The organism is Microbacterium sp. Z12_35 (genome assembly GCF_058310475.1).
Genome location: NZ_JBZEGJ010000002.1, coordinates 607427 through 625850 on the forward strand (window position 1 = coordinate 607427; position 18424 = coordinate 625850).

Sequence of the window (18424 nt, forward strand, 5' to 3'; positions counted from 1 at the left end):
CGCGTCTGCAGACGAAGGAGACACGATGTCCAGTGAGACGCCGAATACCATCGCGGAACTGCTCGGCGATGACGCCCCGAAGAACTGGGGCAAGTGGGGCCCCGACGATGAGGTGGGGAGCCTGAACTACTTGACCCCGCAGGAAGCCCTCCGCGGTGTGGCGGCCATCCGCTCCGGCGAGTCGTTCACCCTTCAGGTTCCGATCGGGATGCCGGGGTTCGAAGATCCCGTGCACCCGAGCCGCGCGGGCGCGGTACGCACCTCGGTCTCGGACGAGGGGTTCTTCCAGCGCGGCGCGGAAGAGCCCGCCAGTGGGCACCACTGGGCCGATGACAAGATCGAAATGTTCCTGCAGGGCTCTACGCAGTACGACGCCCTGGGCCACCTTTGGTACGACGGTCAGCTGTGGAACGGGTACGACGCCTCGACCACCAACGGCGAGTTGCGCAAGGCCTCCATACTGCCCATCGCCCAGCGAGGCGTCGTCGGTCACGGCGTGCTCATCGACATGGCACGCTATTACGGCAAGGACTCGCTCGAGCGGGGCGAGAGCTTTTCGCACATCGACCTCCAGGACGCCGCCGCCAAGCAAGGCATCGAGATCAAGCCGCGGGACATCATCGTCATCCGCACCGGGTGGCTGGGGCACTACTACCGGACCACGCCTGAGGAGTTCTACGCGGATTGGCATGAGCCGGGCCTGACCTGGTCGCCCGAGCTCGTGGAGTGGTTCCAGCGCATGGAGATCCCCAATCTGGTGACCGACCTCATCGCGAACGAGACGACCTGGCACGAGTCGGGTGTCGAGCTTCCCCTGCACAACGCCCTCATGCGCAACCTCGGGGTCGTCTTCACGGAGATCGTCTGGCTGGACGAACTCGCTGCCGCCTGCGCGGCAGACGACCGGTGGGACTTCCTCTATACCGCGGCGCCCCTGAAGGTACACGGCGCCAGCGGTGCTCCGGTCAACCCGGTCGCCATCCGATGACTGGGGTCGGGCTCTCGCAGGCGTCGCTGGCCGAACTGGACCCGCGGGTCGCGGTGCCGAGGTACGACCGGTCCCGGCTCTCGGTGGGCATCATGCACTTCGGCGTGGGAGGGTTCCACCGCGCCCATCAAGCGGTCTATCTGGACGATTTGATGTCGCTGGGGCTGGCAAGCGACTGGGCGCTGTGCGGCGTCGGCGTTCTCCCCCACGACAAGCGGATGGCCGAGGCGCTGGCAGCGCAGGATTACCTTTACACGGTCATGGTCAAGCACGCGGACGGCAGTCGCGAGGCCCGGGTGATCGGGTCGATCATCGACTACATGTTCGCGCCGGATGACCCGGAGGCGGTCATCGCACGCATGTCGCACCCCTCCGTGCGCATCGTGTCGCTCACTATCACCGAGGGTGGTTACAGCGTCGATCCCTCCACCGGCGCGTTCGACCCCGTGAGCCCGGACATCGCTGCCGACCTCGAAGGTGACAGTGCTCCGCGGAGTGCATTCGGTTTGATCGTGGCCGCGCTGCGCCGTCGCCGGGAGGCAGGCGTCCCGCCGTTCACGGTGCAGTCCTGCGACAACATCCAATCGAACGGCGACGTGGCGAGGCAGGCGATCTCGGGGTTCGCCCGGCTGCTCGACCCGGTCCTGGCCGATTGGATCGAGACGGAGGTGGCATTTCCGAACGCGATGGTTGACCGCATCACACCGGTGACAGCCGACGAGGACCGTGCGGAACTCGAGCAGCGGTTCGGCACGATCGACCGGTGGCCGGTGGTGTGCGAGCCCTTCACGCAGTGGGTCGTCGAGGACCACTTCCCGGCTGGGCGGCCCGAATGGGAGCTCGTCGGGGCGCAGTTGGTGGGGGACGTGCTGCCCTACGAACTGATGAAGCTGCGGCTGCTCAACGCCAGTCACCAGGCCCTCTGCTACTTCGGCTACCTGGCCGGCTATCGGTACGCGCACGAGGCGCTGGCGGATCAGCGGATCGAGACGCTCCTGCGTCGCTACATGGATCGCGAGGGAACGCCCTCCCTCGCCCCGGTGCCCGGCATCGATCTCAGCGCGTACAAGGCTCAGCTGATCGAGCGCTTCTCCAACCCGGAGATCCGCGACACCTTGGCACGCCTGTGTGCCGAGTCCAGCGACCGCATCCCGAAGTGGCTCCTCCCCGTGGTGCGGCACGACCTCGATGCCGGCATCCCGGTGCCTTACGCGGCCGCCGTGGTGGCCAGTTGGGCCCGGTACGCGGAGGCAGTCGATGAATCCGGGGAGCCCATCGTGATCGTCGATCGGCTGTCAGAATCGTTGCAGGCGATCGCGCGCACGCAGCGCGAACGTCCCACGGCGTTCATCGAGAACCGCGCCCTGTTCGGCGACCTCGTCGAGCAGCCGGCCTTCCGCGAGCCGTACCTCGAGACGCTCGCGGTGCTTCACGAGGCGGGGGCGCTCACCGCGCTGGAGAGACTGCTCGCGGAGGGGTGACCGGCCTCAGACGGCGGTGTAGCCGCCGTCGATGGAGAGGTCGGCACCGGTGATGAACGACGCGGCGTCGGACGCCAGGAACAGTACCGCCCCGGCGATCTCTTCCGGCCGTCCGAGCCTGCCCATCGGAGTGCCCTGCAGCCAGACGTCGAGGCGCTCGGGCATGGCCCTGCTGCGAGCGGTGAGCGCGGTCTCGACGTAGCCGGGCGAGATGCTGTTGACCCGAACACCGCGTGCGGCCCACTCGACGGCGAGCGATTTGGTCAGCATGATCACCGCCGACTTCGACGTGTTGTAGCTGGCCTGAGGCTGGGGTCGGTTGACGATGTGCCCCGACATCGAGGCGATGTTGACGATCGTGCCGGAGCCCGCCCCGAGCATGGCTCGTCCCTCTGCGCGGCACGAGCGGAACACCCCCGTGGCGTTGATGTCCATGACGGTCGCCCACTCCTCGTCGGTGAGGTCTTCGGCGTGGGACCCGAGATGGCGGATGCCGGCGCAGTTCACTGCCACGTCGAGCCGACCGGCTGACGCCAGCACGGCCTCGACGGCCAGGTCGACCGACTCGCTCGACGACACGTCCATGTGCACGAAGCGGCCGCCGACGGATGCGGCCGCCGACTCTCCGATGTCGGGGTCGAGGTCGCCGACCCACACCTGGGCGCCGGCATCCGCGAGGAGTCGTGCCGACGCGAGCCCAATCCCCCCGGCGCCGCCGGTGACGAGGGCGGTGCGTCCGTCGAGCCGGAACGTCTGCATGTGTTTCAGCCCCTCGCCTGCGGTGTGATGAACACCTTGTCGTACGTGCCCTCACGCTGTGCAGCCAATGCCTCGTCGAAACGTTCGATGGGGAAGTCGCCGACGCGCAACTCGTCGAGCGGCAGCTGGTGGGCGAGATTCGCGGCCCGGCGGTGGGTGAAGGGGTTCAGGGCCGTGCCCAGGATGGTCAACTCCCGGGCGTAGATGTCGTGAGGAGACACGCTAGCGCGGGCGTCGGGGTGCGCGACTCCGAAGAGCAGGAGCTGCCCGCCCCGCGCGAGGGCAGGGATCGCCGCGTCCATGACCGCGACCGAGCCCACCGCGTCGATCGCTGAGGAGAAGCCGATGCCGCCGCTTGCCTCGACCAGGCGCTCGCGCAGTCCGTCCTCGGCGGGGCTGAGCACGGTGTCGGCGCCGACCCGGAGCGCGAGATCGCGCCGCGAAGGCCTGCCTTCCACGGCCACGATCGGGCCAAGGCCGGCGCGACGGGACAGCATGATCAGCAGTGCCCCGACGGGGCCGACGCCGAAGATCACGATCGAGGTACCGGACTTCGCATCGAGCCGGTCGAGACCGTGCACGGCGCAGGCGAGCGGCTCGGTGAGGGCCGCCCGACGCGCGTCGTCGGTCCCGGGAACGGTGTAGGCGAGGCTCTGGTCGACCGCGAGGTATTCGGCCATGCCACCGTCGAGGTGCACGCCGGGAGCGCGGCGGTCGGGGCACATGTTCGGTCGACCGGTCTGGCACGGCACGCAGACGCCGCAGTAGTAGTGCGGCTCGACACTCACCAGATCGCCGACGTTGAGGTGACGGACGCCGGAGCCGACCTCGACGATCCGTCCGCCGATCTCGTGTCCGAGCGTGACGGGGGGCACGCTGTGATACTCCCCGTCTACGATGTGCGCGTCAGTGCCGCACAGACCGACGAACTCGGGAGCGACGAGGACGTCGGTCGGGCCGACGTTGGGGATGGGAATGTCGTCGACGATGACGCGGTGTTCCCCCTGGTAACGGATTGCACGCATAAATCGCCACGTTACCAGATGCTCACTTGATAGGATACGTTGACAAGTTGTAAGCCCAACCGTGGGTGCTCAGGATGAATCGAAGGCCAAATGACCCGCTCCCTCCCGCTGGATCAGCTTCGCGACGGCCGCGGCCGCTTCTCCATGCTGGCTATCGACCAGCGCGAATCGCTGCGGCAGATGTTGTCCGCCGACGCTCCGACACCGGTCGGGGATGACGAACTCGTGTCGTTCAAGGTTCTCGTCGCGCGTACGCTCGTGCCGCACGCCAGTGCTGTGCTCGTCGATCGGCAGTATGGGGGCCCCGCCGCCGCCTTGTCAGCGCGCCCCGTCATCCTGGCCGCCGATCTCCTGTCCCAATCCGTGCCCGGCGGGCCGGTCAACGTAGCGATGCTCGACGAAGACGTGACACCCGAGGTCGTGGCGGAGTTCGGCGCTGCAGCGCTGAAGATGCTCGTCCCCTGGCTTCCCGACCGTCGAGATGAGGCCGTAGACCTATCCGCCCGGTTCATGGACCTCTGTCGACGGCTCGGAGTGCCGGGCATCGTCGAGGGGGTCGTGCGACCTGAGGACATCGCCTTCTGGGATGCTCCTGCCCTCAACGAGGCGCTGGTCCTTGCCGCCCGCGACCTGGCTGGGACCGCGCCCGACCTCTACAAGGCGGAAGTGCCGTCGTACGGTGCCGGCGATCCGGAGGTCATCACCGCAACAGCACGCGCCATCACCGAGAGCCTCGAGTGTCCGTGGGTAGTGCTGTCGTCCGGTGTTCCCGCGGCGCGCTTCCCCGATGCCGTCCGCGCCTGCACCGCGGGGGGAGCCCAGGGCTTCCTCGCAGGACGCGCGATCTGGGCTGATGCCACGACATCGCCCGATCCGGCCGCCTTTCTCCGCACCGAGTCGGTGCGCCGGCTGCAGGAGCTGTCCGCGGCGGAGGTCGCGTGACCTCTGCTCCGACCGATGTCGTCGTCGTCGGCCGGGTCTGCATCGATCTTTATCCCACGCAATCGGGCGTGCGGCTGGAGGATGTGCGCACCTTCACCAAGTCGATCGGGGGCAGCGCGGCCAACGTCGCGGTCGCGGCTGCGCGCCAGGGTCTGGGTGTCACGATGCTCTCCCGCTCCGGGGACGACCCCTTCGGGCGCTACGTCGTCGAGGAGTTCACGCGCTTCGGCGTTGACGCCCGGCACATCCGTCCTATGCCAGGTATCCCGTCGGTGCTGACGTTCTGCGAGATGTATCCGCCGGAGGATCCGCCGCTGTACATCTGGCGAAACCCGACCGCACCCGACATGTTCCTCGACGTCGAAGACCTGCCGCTGGACGAGATCGCGTCGGCCCGCGTCTACTGGTCGACCGCGACGGGGCTCTCTCGCGAACCCAGCCGTGCCGCGCACCTCGCGGCGTGGGTGGCGCGTGGCCGGGCGCGTCACACGGTGCTCGATCTGGACTATCGGCCGATGTTCTGGGACGGCCAGGCCCATGCCTCCGCGGCCGTCGGCCGCGCACTCGAACACGTGACGATTGCGATCGGCAACGCCGACGAGTGCGAGATGGCGGTCGGGGAGCGCGACCCAGAGCGGGCGGCGGACGCGCTGCTCGAGCGTGGCGTCGAGCTGGCTATCGTGAAACGCGGCTCGAAGGGCGTGCTCGCGAAGACCGCCGACGAGCGCGTCGAGGTCGCCCCGATTCCCGTCGACGTGGTGAACGGCTTGGGTGCGGGAGACGCCTTCGGCGGTGCACTCTGCCGCGGCCTCGTGGAGGGTTGGTCCCTTGAGCGCACGCTGCGGTTCGCCAACGCCGCCGGCGCCATCGTCGCCACCCGGTATGAATGCTCGACAGCGATGCCGACCGGCGCCGAGGTCGACGCGTTCCTGGCAGAAGGCGTCATGAGCGGAGGCGACTTGTGAGCGAGCGGCTGCGTGTGCTCGTCCTCGGCGCGAGCGGCACGGTCGGCAGTGCTGCCGCCCGCCGTTTCCTCCAGGATGAGCGGTTCGAGGTGGTGGCGGTCTCGCGCCGCACACCTGGATACGCACCGCACGACCGGCTCCGCCATATGGCGGTCGACCTGACCGACGCCGGCGCGGTCGCCGACGCCCTCGGCGCGGCCGGGCCCATCACGCACGTCACGTACGCCGCCCTCTACGAGAAGCCTTCGCTCATCAGCGGCTGGACCGACCCCGAGCAGCGGATCACGAACGGCCGCATGTTCGAGCACGTCATGGGGGCGCTCAGCGACCATCCGGTCGAACACGTCTCGCTGCTTCAGGGCACAAAGGCGTACGGCTACCACGTTGGCCGGATGCGGGTCCCCGGTAAGGAGTCTCAGCCCCGGGTCGAGCATCCCAACTTCTACTGGCTTCAGGAGGATCTGCTCACCGCCGCCGCCGCCGAGCGCGGGTTCGGTTTCACGATCTGGCGCCCGCAGGCCATCTTCGGTGACCAGATCGGGGTCGCAATGAACATGGTGCCCGTCCTCGGTGCGTATGCCGCCATCCGAGCGGAGCTGGGTGAGCCGTTCTCCTTCCCGGGTGGTCACCTGTATCCGGTCGAAGCCGTCGATGCGCGGTTGATCGCGAACGCCATGCACTGGGCGACGGGGGCGCAGAACGCTCACGACGAGACGTTCAACATCACCAACGGCGACGTTTTCGCCTGGCCCGACATCTGGCCCGCCTTCGCAGACATGCTCGGCGTCGAGACGGGCGCTGACGAGCCGATGAGCCTGGCCGCGTGGCTGCCCCGCCACGCGGACGTGTGGGACCGTGTGGTCGCGCGCCACGGACTGCGCCCCAACACCCTCGAGCAGCTCCTCGGCTACTCGCACGCGTTCGCCGACGACATGCTGGCCTACACCCCGGATGGCTCCGTCCACGAGGCGCGGTCGCTCCCGCTGTTCCTGAGCACGATCAAGCTGCGCCAGGCGGGGTTCACCGAGGTCGTCGACTCCGAGTACATGTTCCGCGACCTCTTCGGCGCGCTGCGAGGTAGGCGGGTGCTGCCGTGACCGGAGGCGTGCCCGACCTCGCGGTGAATCCAGGAGTCTGGATGACCGGTTGGCAGGCCGATCGCGCCGAGGACATCGTCGCGCGCATCGCGCGTATCGGCTACCGCCGAATCGTCGTGGTGCTGCGGGACCCACACACCTTCGACCCCGCAGGCGTCCGGCAGCTCGTCGAGTCGCACGGCCTGCAGGTCATGACCAACTCCAACCAGATCGCGACCGAAGACATCGCCAGCGACGATCGCGAGGTGCGGGAGCGTGGCGTGCGCAGGATCCGCCGCGCCATCGAGGTCTCTGCAGAACTGGGGTCCGACAAACTGACCGGGATCCTCTACGGGGTGCTGGGCAAGGCCGCAGCCCCTGTTCCGCGCTCGGTCTTCACTCGCACGGCGCGCATGCTCGGTGACCTCGCCGAAGAGGCCGCGGACTCGGGCGTCGGGCTGCTGTTCGAGGTCGTGAACCGCTACGAGACGGCGCTTGTGAACACCGCGCGTCAGGCGATGGACTTCGTCGCGGCGTCCGGTACGAACCTCCTCGGGATCCATCTCGATATCTTCCACATGAACATCGAAGAAGACGACATGGTCGCCGCGATAGCCGAGGCGCTGCCCCACCTCGGCTATCTCGAGCTCGAGCAGAACCACCGCGGGGAACTCAGTCGCGGCCACATCCCGCTGGCTGAACTCACGGCATCGGCGATCGAGGTCGGCTACGACGGCCGCTACGGGCTCGAGGCGTTCACCGTCTCGGCCCTCGCACCGGACCACGCGACCGGCCTCGCGGTGTGGCGCGACGTGCTCGACCGTGACACCCGGGTAGCCGAGGATGCGTACGCTCTGCTGGCCGGCGCATATGCGGCGGCCGGCAGGCGCTAGGAGACTCACGCCTTCCAGAACGGCTTCAGGTGGGAGAACTCACGGATGCCTGCGGCGGCGACGTGGGACCGAGCAGGTCGCGGATCAATACCGCCGCGTCGCCGGGGGTGCGGGGAAGCTCGCGCATGGTCTCCTCGACTTCGGCCCGGCCCGGGATGCCGGAGCGGCCGTCGATCGCGCGGCACGACAGCGCCGCGGTGACGTTCGCGAAGCGGATGGCATCGGGCAGTTTCTTGCCCAGTACGACCGCGGCGAGCAGCGCTCCGTGGAAGACGTCGCCCGCACCGAGGCTGCTGCGCGGAACGATCGACAGAGCGGGCGCGTACGCAGTGGTCTCGGCGTCGAGCGCGAACGATCCCCGGCTGCCGTCCGTCGCGACGACCGTCTGCGCGCCGTCGGCGCGGGCGCGCTGGGCGGCCTCTCGCGGATCGTCGATCCTGTAGCGCTCGCGCAGCACCTGGGCGGTCGGCACGTAGAGGTCGATGAGGCGCAGATCGAGATCCGGCACCGGATTGCCGTCGTCGAGTGAGACTCGCGCGGTGCCCGCGCCCAGCATCCGCAGCGTTCGGTAGCCGATTTTGTCGACGTGCAGCCAGTCGTAGCCGGCCGGGATGGAGGCAGGCACCTCGGCGGGGCGCGTGATGATCGTGCGAGTTGCTGTCTCGGTGCTTACGACAACAACCGACGAGCTGCTCTCCAGGTCGTCGCGGACCACCACGTGGCGCGTGCCGACACCTTCGGCCTCGAGGCCGTCGATCAGGAGCCTGCCGATATCGTCGGCACCGACGACGCCTGCGAAGTCGACCTCGACGCCGAGCCGGGCCATGGCGACGGCGGCCGTCGAGGCGTTGCCGCCGCCGGCGAGGACGACGTGTTCGGCCTCGACCCGCTCGTCTTCACCGGGAAGCCGCCCGACCACGGCGATGGTGTCGAGCACCAGGCTGCCCAAGCACAGCGTGCGCACGGTCACCGCCGCGACTCCGGGTCGGCGGCGCGCGTGGAGGTGCCGCGCAGGTCGGAGCTGAGCTCGGTGCCCTCGGGATAGATGATATGCACGTACTCGACGCCGTTGCCGCGGCTATCGAACGCCACGCGATGCGCGACCAGCACAGCGGCGTCGGCGGGCAGCTCGAGGGCGGAGGCTTCCTCGGGTGTCGCATGTCTCGCGGTCACGACCTGCGACCCGCCGACCAGCTCGATCGATGCGACACGGTGCAGCAGGTTGTAGAGCCCATCGGACTCGAGCTGCTCACGGGTCAGGGTCACGCCCTCCGGCAGCGCCAGGAAGGTCTTGGTGAGCACGACCGGCACGCCGTCGGCGAAACGCACGCGCTCGACGTGCAACAGTGGTGCGCCCGGCGGCACATGCAGTTCGGCCGCGACATCCGCCCGTGCCTTCACCTCTTCGAGGAGGAGCACCTTGGTCGAGGGCGTCTGCCCCGAAGCGACGAGGTCGCGGTACAGGCTGCTGAGGCCGACCGGGCGCACCAGGCCGGTGCGGAGCGCAAACGCGCCGACGCCGCGCTGAGAGTGGATGATGCCGTCCGAGGCGAGACGAGCCATTGCCTGCCGAAGGGTGGGGCGGCTGACACCGAGCGCCCGAGCCAGGTCGTTCTCCGCAGGGAGCGGCACCGCCGCCGGATAATGGGTCTCTTCGACCAGTCGCTTCAGCAGTTCGGCGCACTGCCAGTACAGCGCGATGCCGGGCGTGCGGGGGAGCGGGTTGGCTGCAAGCCTGTCGAGCAGCAGTGCCTGCGGACCTGCCTGATTCATCGGGACTCCCAGCGTCGCGCATGTCGCGTCATCGGTGTTACTTTACAACTTGTAAAGCCTGCGGTCGATCAGCGACCCGCTCGGTGACCCGGAGGTATGTATGAGCATCGCAGTCATCGCCGGTGATGGCATCGGCAAAGAGGTCGTGCCTGCAGCGATCGCGTGCGTGGATGCCGCGCTCGCCCGCCACGACGCGTCGGTCGAGTGGGTCGACTATGACTGGGGTTCGGATCTCTACATGCAGACGGGCCGAATGATGCCGGTCGACGGGATCGAGAAGTTGTCGGGTCACGACGCGATCTTCCTGGGCGCGGTCGGTCTGCCCGCGATACCGGACACCGAGACCCTCTGGGGTCTGCTCATACCCATCCGCCGAGAATTTCGCCAGTACGTCAACCTGCGCCCGATCAGGGCGCTGGAGGGCGTGCCGAGCCCCGTCCTCGGCGGCGACGACATCGACGTACTCATCGTCCGCGAGAACAACGAGGGTGAGTACTCCGAGGTCGGCGGGCGTTCGTATCGCGGCCGGCCGGAGGAGGAGGCGATCCAGGTCAACGTTTTCACGCGGCATGGCATCGAGCGGGTCGCGCGCTACGCGACCGGGCAGGCCGCGGCCCGTCGGGGCGGGCTCACGTCTGCCACCAAGTCGAACGGAATCACCCACTCGATGCCGTTCTGGGACGAGGTCGTGGCTGAGGTCGCCGCGGAGACACCCGACGTCAGGCTCGAGAGCATGCTCATCGACGCGCTTGCGGCCCGCCTCGTACTCGACCCCGGTCGGTTCGACGTCATCGTGGCCTCGAACCTGTTCGGCGACATACTTTCTGATCTCGCCGGCGCGATCGCGGGCTCCATCGGCGTCGCGCCGAGCGCGAACCTGAACCCGGAGCGCCGGTTCCCGTCGCTGTTCGAGCCGGTGCACGGCTCGGCTCCCGACATTGCGGGGCGCGGTATCGCGAACCCGATCGGCGCCATCTGGACGGGGGCGATGATGCTCGAGCACCTGGGTCACGCGGATGCCGCCGCCGACCTCACTGCGGCCTTCCGGTCGGTCACCGCGGCGGGAGTGCGCACGGCCGATCTCGGCGGCCACGCGAGCACCGCGGAGGTCTCGCAGGCGATCGTCGACGCGCTCGCGTTGTGACGTGCGGCCAACCGGGCCGCGGACCGCGAGACCATCGGCAGTTCGCGGGCGCGCGCGAGTCGGACCCGAGGCCGTGACTCATCTGCGCGCCAGGAGCCGGCCTTCTGGTGTGCCCACCCTTGTCGCGTGGCAGGAACGGTCCTAACTGCGGGCGACCGTGAACCGCACGGTTCGTGGCGGGGAGGCGTTCCCCGCAACATCGGTGGCGGTGACGGTCATCGTGTGCCGCCCCGGGCTGAGTGCGCCCGGCGGTGTGCACGACCAGCCGCCGAGCGGCCCGGCGGTGGCGGTGCAGACCGTCTGGTCCGCCTCCGTCACGGTGATGGTGGCTCCCGGTTCGGTCGACCCCTTGATCGCGGGACGGTTGGTGTGCACGGTGCCGGTGGGCGTTTTCACCGTCGGGACCTGTGGCGCGACGGTGTCGCGCCACAGCACGCGTCGCACGGTTGGGGAGGAGTTCCCCACCGCGTCCGTGGCGGTGACCTTCACCTGGTGCACGCCGTCGCGGACCGGCACGTCGCACGTCCACGCGCCGTCGGCACCGGCGGTCGCCTCGCACGTGCTGCGTCCCGCCGTCACCGACACGACAGCACCGGGTTCGCTGGTACCCGCGACAGTGCTCGACCGGGTCGGCTGGGGGATGCCCCCGGCCGGGGTGGTCACGGTGATCGGCGGCGCGACGGTGTCCACCGCATAGGCGTCGATCACCGTCTCCTTGAACGTGGCCCCCGCGTCGTCCCACGCTTCCGAGCGCAGCGAGATCGTGGTGGCGTCCCGCGGAGCGGTCACCTTCGCGGAGTATGCGCCCGCCCCTCGGCCCGGCACCACCCGGACCGGCGTCCACGTGGCGCCCGCGTCCGCGGACGACCACAGCTTGAGGCCTCGGATCTTCCCGCCTTCGGAGCCGTCCTGGTGCGACACGGTCAGATCCAACTCGGTCGTGCGTCCATCCGTGTTGAAGGCATTCAGCCCCTGTACTCCGTAATCCAGCTGCAGCAGCGGGAGAATCGTGGGGCTCTGGGTGTGGGCGGAGGTGAATCCCCACTCGGTGGAGATGTGCGTGGACAACGGCCACCACGCGACATCCCGGCGGGTGTCGAGCGTCATCCGGTAGGTGCTCCTCTCCGCGGGCACGGAAGGGGTTCCGCTGGGGCTCTCTCCCTCGATCAGCAGGGCCTCGCCCTCGCGCAGCTCGAACCTCCCGGTCGACTCCGTATCCGGCCCCCACTGCTGCGGATGACCGTCTCCATCGACCCGGTACGGCAGGTTGACCGACAGCACATCGCCGTCACGGCTCACCGCAGCATCCTGCGGCGTAGCGGGAGACGGTCGCAGTCCACCGTGATGGACCTGGCCCATGAACGTCTCACTCGCCCGCTGCCCCGGCCGGTACGTCACCGGCGCGCTCTCGAACGGCGCGGGATCCGCGTTCCAGTCTTCCCCTGCCCGCACGGAGCGTTGGAATGTCAGGTCATCGTCTGTCGAGTAGTACACCTCACGCCCGAGCAGCGGCCCGGTGAAGCGGAATCCGAATCCGGTGTAGTTGCCCCCACCGATCATGGTGACGTATTCCACCATCGTGGTGCCGGGCACGAAAGCCTTGACGTCGACGTTCACCTTGGCGGTCGTCTTCGCGTTGGCCTCGTAGGTCAGATCCGTGGGGACGCCCTCCTCGATGTAGCCGAGCTGGTACTGGTACGAGGGGTTCGCGATGCCGGTGCCCTGCAGCCGTGCCTTTCCGTGACGGGCGAGCTCGACCAGCTGGAGCCCGAGGTCGCGGGGCAGCGTCAGGGTGGGCAGCGCCTTGCGGGCCATGCCGGGGAATCTCCGCGGGTCGACCGACTCGAAGTACGGACCGGGCGTCGCGCCGTAGACGAGCACGGCCACGGCTCCGGCGTCGAACGCGGCCTGCGCCTGAGCGTTCAGATCCGGATCTCCACGATCCTCCATGAGGACGACGGCCCCGCGAGCACCCGCGGCCGCCAACTCGTCCGGCGTTCCCTTCCCGGCGTTCACGATCGGTGCGTCGAGCCTGCCCAGGTACTGAGGGGACAGCACGCCGTAGTTCAGCTCACGCGAGATGTCGATCTTCTGACGGGCGCCCACCGCCTTCGCGTCGAGCAGCGGCTGGTTCAGCACGTACCGCGAGTGGACGGTCGTGTCGCCGGCCAGCGGCTCCGGGGACGCGAGGACGGAGATGTCGAGATCGAGTCCTCCCGTGGCGCCGCCGATGCCGCCCGACACCCAGGTCGTGACGGGGTAGCCGCGGTTCGGCAGCCATCGGGCGATGGTCTCTTCCAAACCGGTCGTCTTGGCCTTCCTCTCGGTTTTCATCTCGACCGGAATCGCCTTGCTCCCATCGAGGACCAGGGTGGTGTCGCCCTGCAGGTCGATGTCGCGCGCGAAGCCCGTGAAGCCGTCGACGAAGAGCGCATCCGGCGACGCAACGTTCAGAAGCTGGCCCAGCAGCGCGTAGCGGCCCGGCCGCAGCCGAATCTCTGTGACGCCGTCGACGAGGCTGAACGACTGGTTGACCTGCGAGTCATCCAGCCCGTGGATCGAGCCCGCGCTGCCCAGCGGAGCGGGCGTGCCGTTCGCCTGGATGGCCTCGATCCGGAGCGTGTGCAGGTCGGGCTCGGACATGAAGGCGAGCACGGTGCGGACCGGCGGGGCCCCCTCGCCCACCGCGGTGAGCACGCCGGTGTACACGCCCGGGTCATCGGCGCGCGGGTCGACGCTCACGTCCAGGGAGGCGGTGCCGTGAGCCGGCACCGTCACGGTGTCGGTCGAGAGCGTGACCATCCCTTCGGGTGCCGCGCCGCCGTCAGGGTCCGTGACCGTGACGGCGACGTGGGTGACGACGTCGATGTCGGAGGTGTTCGTGTAGGTGACCGTCTGGGACCGCGGGGCCTGGGTGTCGCGGGGCGACGAGAAGACCCCGAACGACAGCGAGGCGGGAGTCGCGTACACCGTCTCCTCGAGGGCGCCGGGGATCCAGGTCCGCCCCGAGCCTTCGGAGTACACCGGGTTGCCGGCCGGCTGCGCCGAACCCATCAGCACGGACTTGACAGCCTGGTCCTCCAGGTCCGGGCGTGCGGCTTTCACGATCGCCGCGGCGCCGGCCACATGGGGTGCCGCCATGGACGTGCCGGACATGGCCTGGTAGAGGTCGCCGACGGGCTCGAGCGGGTTGGTCTCCGCCGCTGCCCGGGCTGCCACGATCCTGTGGCCGGGCGCCGCGATGTCGGGCTTGATCGCCCAGTCGCCGAAGCGGGGTCCGAGGGAGGAGAAGGACGCGAGCGAGTCGTCGTCCGTGACGGCCGCAACGGTCAGTGCGCTGTCTGCCGTGCCCGGGGTGGTCACCGTCGTCGCCCCGAATTCTCCCTCGTTGCCGGCGGCGACCACGACGAGGGTGTCGTACCGCTCGGAGATCGAGTTCACGGCGAGGGCGCCGGGGTCGGTGCCATCCGTGTAATCGCCTTGGATTCCCAGGCTCATGTTGATGACATCCGCACCGTTTGCGGCGGCCCACTCCATCGCGTCGATGACCCACGATGTCTCGCCCTGACCCGCGGCGTTGAGCACCCTTCCGTTGAGGAGACGGGCTCCGGGGGCGACGCCCCGGTAGTCGCCGCCGGATGCCTCGCCACTGCCCGCGATGATCGATGCGACGTGGGTGCCGTGCCCCGCCTGGTCCATCGCCGTCCCGCTGCCGGTGAAGTCGGCCTCCAGGGTGACGATCCCCTCGTCGAGATCCGGATGGTTCGTGTCGATACCCGTATCCAGGACGGCGACGACCGCGCCGGTCCCATCCGCGCCGCCCGCCCACGCCTGCGGAGCGCCGATCTGCGGCAGTGAGTCGGTGTCGAGCAGCTCGACGGGGGAGTCGAGCCAGACCTTCTCGACCGTGTCGGCGCTTCCCACAGCCTCGACGAGTTCCGGAGCGCCCTCGGGTGCGATCTCGCCGGCGACCGAGGAGATGGACTCCAGCGTGTGCTCCGGCTCGACGCCGAGCGCATCCCAGCTCGGCTCGGCAGCGCGGGCACCGGGCTCCGTGGTCGTCTGAACGATGACCGGCATGCCGTTCTCCGGCTGGTTCGCTGTCAGCTCTTGGAGAGCGAGGACATCGAACAGGTTGCGGTCCAGGTGCTCGGGCACGAGGTGGGCGACGTCCGAGGGGATCACGAACAGGTGGCCGTCTTCTCCGAAGCTGTTGTAGCTCACGGGCCGTCCGTCGTCCCGCGGAGCGGGCGCGAGTGAGATGACCGGATCGCCGTCCGGTCCATCCATCACCGTCACTCGGTCGCCCGTGATCAAGGTCACGACATCACCCGACTGCTCCTCGGACGACGTCGGGAGTGCGGCGGCGTCCTCGCTGGCGGCCGCCACAGGGGGGATTCCGCCGACGAGGACGGCCAGGCATACTCCGCCGACGACGGCACCGACGACTGCTCTTCTGACTCTCACGCTGTCTCCCTGATCGGGAAGCGGCATGCCGGTCCCCCCGGCCCGGCCCGCTCCGCGCGGGCGCTCACGGCACGAGAGCAGCAGAGGATGCTCGTCGTCCCAGCTCCCTGCTGATTGACTCCATTGATGGCGGCCGAATGGTCGGCCCGCGACGAAAGTAGCAATTGTTGTTGCGGCCTACAATTCCCCACGCCCGGAGATCACCCCGCGTCGCCGGACATTAACAACCGCGCAACGTCACCGTCACACAGTGCCGATTCCAGCGGCCGGCGCAGACCGCGGTCATCCGCTCTCGCGGCTCTGACGTGGGCGAGCAGGGAACCGGGCGTCACTCTCGCCAGCGGCCGGCCATTGATCGGATTCATCGATGCAGCCGATCGGAACAATGCGTTGGACGCGCTGAGCACCCCGGCCCAGAGTGGTGGCACCACCACCCGAAGGAGACCGCAAATGTTGAAACACGTCGAGCTGGATCCCACGTTCCCGCTCACTTCGCAGTACTCGGACACGTCGAACGAGCCGACCATCCTCGTGAACATCTTCGATGTCGACCCGGCCGTACAGTCGGAATTCACAGACGCCTGGCTGATCGACGCCGACTTCTTCAAGAAGCAGCCCGGCTATATCTCCGCGCAGCTCCACCAGGGCATCGGGGGGAGTCGCATCTTCGTGAACTACGCGGTCTTCGAGAACACCGCGGCGTTCGCCGCCACGAACCGGCAGCCCGAATTCGGTCCGCTGCGAGGCGTCTACCCCGACGGCGCGACGGCCCACCCTCATCTGTTCCGCCGGGTGGCCGTGGCCGGCATCTGCGTCGGCGAGTTCGACGGACGCAGTGCTGGTCCCGCAACGCCGCAGCAACACGGGCTGAAGCACGTCGAACTCGACCCGACGTTCAGTCTTGCCGAGCAGTACGCGGATACCTCGGGCCAGACGACGGTGCTGCTCAACCTGTTCGACGTCGACCCACGCGACCACGAGTACTTCATCTCCGCCTGGAAGGCCGACGCGGAGTTCTTCAAGGCCCAGCCCGGATACATCTCGGCGCAGCTGCACAAGGGCATTGGAGGCAGCCGGCTGTTCTTGAACTACGCGGTGTTCGAGAACACCGCGGCGTTCGCGGCGACGAACCGGCAGCCACAGTTCGGTCCGCTGCGTGCCGTCTACCCCGACAGCGCCACGGCGAGCCCGCATCTGCTGCGGCGTCTGTCGATCCCCGGAGTGTGCATCGGAGAGGGCAACCGCCCCGTGGCAGCGGAGTGATGTATCGAAATCGCCGAGCGTCGCGCCGTCATCGCGCGGCTCAGCCGGGCCGAACTGGACGGTAGGGCGACCCGGCCGCCGCTCATCGGCGCCCCCGGGCTCAGCCCTTGCAGAGCATGGGCGTGTCGCTGCGTCCGAAGCGGTAGTCGTAGGTCGTGCCGTCGACCTCGACGACGATCCGCATACCCTCCACGATCGCCTGCGCGTAGGACCGCCCCGGCGCCGGGCAGCCGAGGGCGCTGCTCGGCCACGTCACGGCCTCGACGGAGACCAGCGCCGGCTCTCCCGAGACGCCACGAGCCGAGAGGTCATCGACGATCGCGTCCCAGCGCGCCGGGGGGCATCGACCTTGCAGCGAGTTCATTCCAGAGCCGAGTCTAGATCCGGGGGAATCGGGCGGCACACGATAACGCTGCCGGTACCGGATCACTCCGCGGTGCCGCGCGCCCCGTGGAGGCGTGCCAGGGCGGCGACGACGTCCCGGTGCCAGCGGCGCGCCGCCGGGAGGACCCCCGTGAAGATGGCGACGTCATGCGTCACCCCGAGGTACTGCACCGCGCTCGCCTCGACACCGTCCGCGCGCAGACGCTCCGCGTACGCCGCTCCATCGCCGCGGAGCGGGTCGTACTCGGCGGTGAGGATCACCGCCTCGGGAAGGCCGGCATGCGAGGCGGCGAGCAGCGGCGAGGCGAGGGGGTCGCGGGCATCGGACGGCTGTGCCAGATAGGTGCGGGCCACCGAACGGAGTTCGCGTAGCGCGAGGAGAGAAGGGATGCCGAGCGCCCGCGTCGCGCGCAAGTCGATGTGTCGGCCGGTGAGGTCGGTGACCGGCACCTCCAGCAGCTGCAGACGGATGGGAGGTCCCGAACGGTCTCGATTGGCGAGCGTCAACGCTGCGGCGATCGAGGCACCCGCCGACGTCCCGGCGACCCCGATCCGGTCGGGGTCGATCCCGAGCTCGTCGGCGTTGCGGTGCAGCCACACGAGCGCAGCGTGTGCCTGCTCGATCTGAGTCGGGAACCGGTGCTCGGGAGCCAGGGCGTAGTCCACGGCGACCATCGCGACGGATGCGTCTGCCGCCCGGCGGCGGTTCGCGGCATCCGTCGTCGGATAGTCGATGCCCCCGATGCGGAATGCCCCGCCGAAGAAAACGAGCCACGCGGGGATGCGCTCGGCGCCGGCCGAGTTCGGGGGGCCCTGTGCCGGCTGGGGGTAGTAGATGCGCACACGGACGGCCGGCAGACCGGGAACGGGGACGAGGTGCTCAACGGTGCGCAACTCCGGGCCCGGCGTCCCGACCGTTTCGAGCTCCTTGCGATCCCATGCCAGCGCAGCACGGCGATGCCGCGCCCTTGCCGTATGGGCCCCGGCGCCGGACGTCGGCGTTCGAGCCGGGCCCGACCCAGCCGCCTTGGTCGGCGCTTCGGGCTCGTCTCGTCGCCCGAGGAGCCGGCGCCAACCGGCCACCCGGAGGCGGAGCGCGTCGATGCGCTGCCGGAACAGATACCGGCGGTGCACCCGCAATCGCTCGGAGAAGAACGGATCCAAGCCCATCGAACACGCTCCTCCCCAGGGGTTCACAGTCTAGGACCGGAGAACGTCGCATGTTTCGGCCCCGCACCCGCCGCCGCGGGGTGACGATAGACGC

At 69.0% G+C, this 18424-nt stretch carries 15 protein-coding genes; 8 read left to right on the forward strand and 7 right to left on the reverse strand.

All coding sequences use genetic code 11. The annotated features are described in order from the left end of the window. The first annotated feature begins 25 nt into the window (after window positions 1–25). Complete coding sequence (locus tag AC4FS1_RS15770; RefSeq protein WP_491156651.1) at window positions 26–988, forward strand: cyclase family protein; 963 nt, start codon at window positions 26–28, stop codon at window positions 986–988. Further along, entirely contained in the window at window positions 985–2469 is a 1485-nt protein-coding gene (locus AC4FS1_RS15775; RefSeq protein WP_491156652.1) for a mannitol dehydrogenase family protein, read from the forward strand. The genes AC4FS1_RS15770 and AC4FS1_RS15775 overlap by 4 nt, the downstream gene beginning before the upstream one ends. Window positions 2470–2475: 6 nt before the next feature. Here the strand turns inward: AC4FS1_RS15775 and AC4FS1_RS15780 are convergent, their stop codons facing one another. Together AC4FS1_RS15780 and AC4FS1_RS15785 are read right to left on the reverse strand one after the other, a co-directional pair. Continuing rightward, the gene (locus AC4FS1_RS15780) at window positions 2476–3228 is read right to left on the reverse strand and encodes an SDR family NAD(P)-dependent oxidoreductase (RefSeq protein ID WP_491156653.1); all 753 of its coding nucleotides are present in this window, start codon (window positions 3226–3228) and stop codon (window positions 2476–2478) included. A 5-nt stretch (window positions 3229–3233) separates the two neighbouring features. Further along, window positions 3234–4253 (reverse strand): alcohol dehydrogenase catalytic domain-containing protein, encoded by a 1020-nt coding sequence (locus tag AC4FS1_RS15785; protein WP_491156654.1) that lies wholly within the window; start codon window positions 4251–4253, stop codon window positions 3234–3236. A 90-nt stretch (window positions 4254–4343) separates the two neighbouring features. Here AC4FS1_RS15785 and AC4FS1_RS15790 point away from each other — a divergent pair, with 90 nt between their 5' ends. From AC4FS1_RS15790 to AC4FS1_RS15805, 4 genes are read left to right on the forward strand one after another with little or no spacing between them, the layout of a single operon-like run. Next, the gene (locus AC4FS1_RS15790; protein WP_491156655.1) at window positions 4344–5195 is read left to right on the forward strand and encodes a hypothetical protein; all 852 of its coding nucleotides are present in this window, start codon (window positions 4344–4346) and stop codon (window positions 5193–5195) included. Then, on the forward strand, window positions 5192–6160 hold the full coding sequence (iolC, locus tag AC4FS1_RS15795) for a 5-dehydro-2-deoxygluconokinase (protein ID WP_491156656.1): 969 nt from the start codon (window positions 5192–5194) through the stop codon (window positions 6158–6160). Before AC4FS1_RS15790 ends, iolC begins: the two co-directional genes overlap by 4 nt. After that, window positions 6157–7257: an NAD-dependent epimerase/dehydratase family protein gene (locus AC4FS1_RS15800; protein WP_491156657.1), complete on the forward strand. Its 1101-nt coding sequence runs from the start codon at window positions 6157–6159 to the stop codon at window positions 7255–7257. The genes iolC and AC4FS1_RS15800 overlap by 4 nt, the downstream gene beginning before the upstream one ends. Then, the gene (locus tag AC4FS1_RS15805) at window positions 7254–8129 is read left to right on the forward strand and encodes a sugar phosphate isomerase/epimerase family protein (RefSeq protein WP_491156658.1); all 876 of its coding nucleotides are present in this window, start codon (window positions 7254–7256) and stop codon (window positions 8127–8129) included. The genes AC4FS1_RS15800 and AC4FS1_RS15805 overlap by 4 nt, the downstream gene beginning before the upstream one ends. Window positions 8130–8154: 25 nt before the next feature. Here AC4FS1_RS15805 and AC4FS1_RS15810 read toward each other — a convergent pair whose 3' ends face one another. Both AC4FS1_RS15810 and AC4FS1_RS15815 read right to left on the reverse strand, forming a co-directional pair. Beyond that, complete coding sequence (locus tag AC4FS1_RS15810) at window positions 8155–9099, reverse strand: carbohydrate kinase family protein (protein ID WP_491156659.1); 945 nt, start codon at window positions 9097–9099, stop codon at window positions 8155–8157. Then, window positions 9096–9902, reverse strand: a complete 807-nt coding sequence (locus AC4FS1_RS15815) for a GntR family transcriptional regulator (RefSeq protein WP_491156660.1) — start codon at window positions 9900–9902, stop codon at window positions 9096–9098. Before AC4FS1_RS15815 ends, AC4FS1_RS15810 begins: the two co-directional genes overlap by 4 nt. A 100-nt stretch (window positions 9903–10002) precedes the next feature. On the opposite strand from AC4FS1_RS15815, the gene AC4FS1_RS15820 reads away from it, so the two are divergent. After that, on the forward strand, window positions 10003–11046 hold the full coding sequence (locus AC4FS1_RS15820) for a tartrate dehydrogenase (RefSeq protein ID WP_491156661.1): 1044 nt from the start codon (window positions 10003–10005) through the stop codon (window positions 11044–11046). Between the two features lie 141 nt (window positions 11047–11187). Here AC4FS1_RS15820 and AC4FS1_RS15825 read toward each other — a convergent pair whose 3' ends face one another. Beyond that, window positions 11188–15513 (reverse strand): S8 family serine peptidase, encoded by a 4326-nt coding sequence (locus AC4FS1_RS15825; RefSeq protein WP_491156662.1) that lies wholly within the window; start codon window positions 15511–15513, stop codon window positions 11188–11190. A gap of 450 nt (window positions 15514–15963) precedes the next feature. Here AC4FS1_RS15825 and AC4FS1_RS15830 point away from each other — a divergent pair, with 450 nt between their 5' ends. Next, window positions 15964–16776: an antibiotic biosynthesis monooxygenase family protein gene (locus AC4FS1_RS15830; protein ID WP_491156663.1), complete on the forward strand. Its 813-nt coding sequence runs from the start codon at window positions 15964–15966 to the stop codon at window positions 16774–16776. Between the two features lie 100 nt (window positions 16777–16876). On the opposite strand, the gene AC4FS1_RS15835 is transcribed toward AC4FS1_RS15830, so the two are convergent. After that, window positions 16877–17140 carry a DUF8738 domain-containing protein gene (locus AC4FS1_RS15835; RefSeq protein WP_491156664.1) on the reverse strand — a complete coding sequence of 88 codons (264 nt, stop codon included), beginning with the start codon at window positions 17138–17140 and terminating at the stop codon, window positions 16877–16879. Window positions 17141–17202: 62 nt separating this feature from the next. Continuing rightward, the gene (locus tag AC4FS1_RS15840; protein ID WP_491156665.1) at window positions 17203–18330 is read right to left on the reverse strand and encodes an alpha/beta hydrolase; all 1128 of its coding nucleotides are present in this window, start codon (window positions 18328–18330) and stop codon (window positions 17203–17205) included. Between the last annotated feature and the right edge of the window lie 94 nt (window positions 18331–18424).

Coding starts and splice junctions, on each gene's coding strand:
- AC4FS1_RS15770 (WP_491156651.1), top strand. CDS start 26: ATGTCCAGTGAGACGCCGAATACCATCGCGGAACTGCTCGGCGATGAC.
- AC4FS1_RS15775 (WP_491156652.1), top strand. CDS start 985: ATGACTGGGGTCGGGCTCTCGCAGGCGTCGCTGGCCGAACTGGACCCG.
- AC4FS1_RS15780 (WP_491156653.1), bottom strand. CDS start 3,228: ATGCAGACGTTCCGGCTCGACGGACGCACCGCCCTCGTCACCGGCGGC.
- AC4FS1_RS15785 (WP_491156654.1), bottom strand. CDS start 4,253: ATGCGTGCAATCCGTTACCAGGGGGAACACCGCGTCATCGTCGACGAC.
- AC4FS1_RS15790 (WP_491156655.1), top strand. CDS start 4,344: ATGACCCGCTCCCTCCCGCTGGATCAGCTTCGCGACGGCCGCGGCCGC.
- AC4FS1_RS15815 (WP_491156660.1), bottom strand. CDS start 9,902: ATGAATCAGGCAGGTCCGCAGGCACTGCTGCTCGACAGGCTTGCAGCC.
- AC4FS1_RS15820 (WP_491156661.1), top strand. CDS start 10,003: ATGAGCATCGCAGTCATCGCCGGTGATGGCATCGGCAAAGAGGTCGTG.
- AC4FS1_RS15830 (WP_491156663.1), top strand. CDS start 15,964: ATGTTGAAACACGTCGAGCTGGATCCCACGTTCCCGCTCACTTCGCAG.
- AC4FS1_RS15835 (WP_491156664.1), bottom strand. CDS start 17,140: ATGAACTCGCTGCAAGGTCGATGCCCCCCGGCGCGCTGGGACGCGATC.
- AC4FS1_RS15840 (WP_491156665.1), bottom strand. CDS start 18,330: ATGGGCTTGGATCCGTTCTTCTCCGAGCGATTGCGGGTGCACCGCCGG.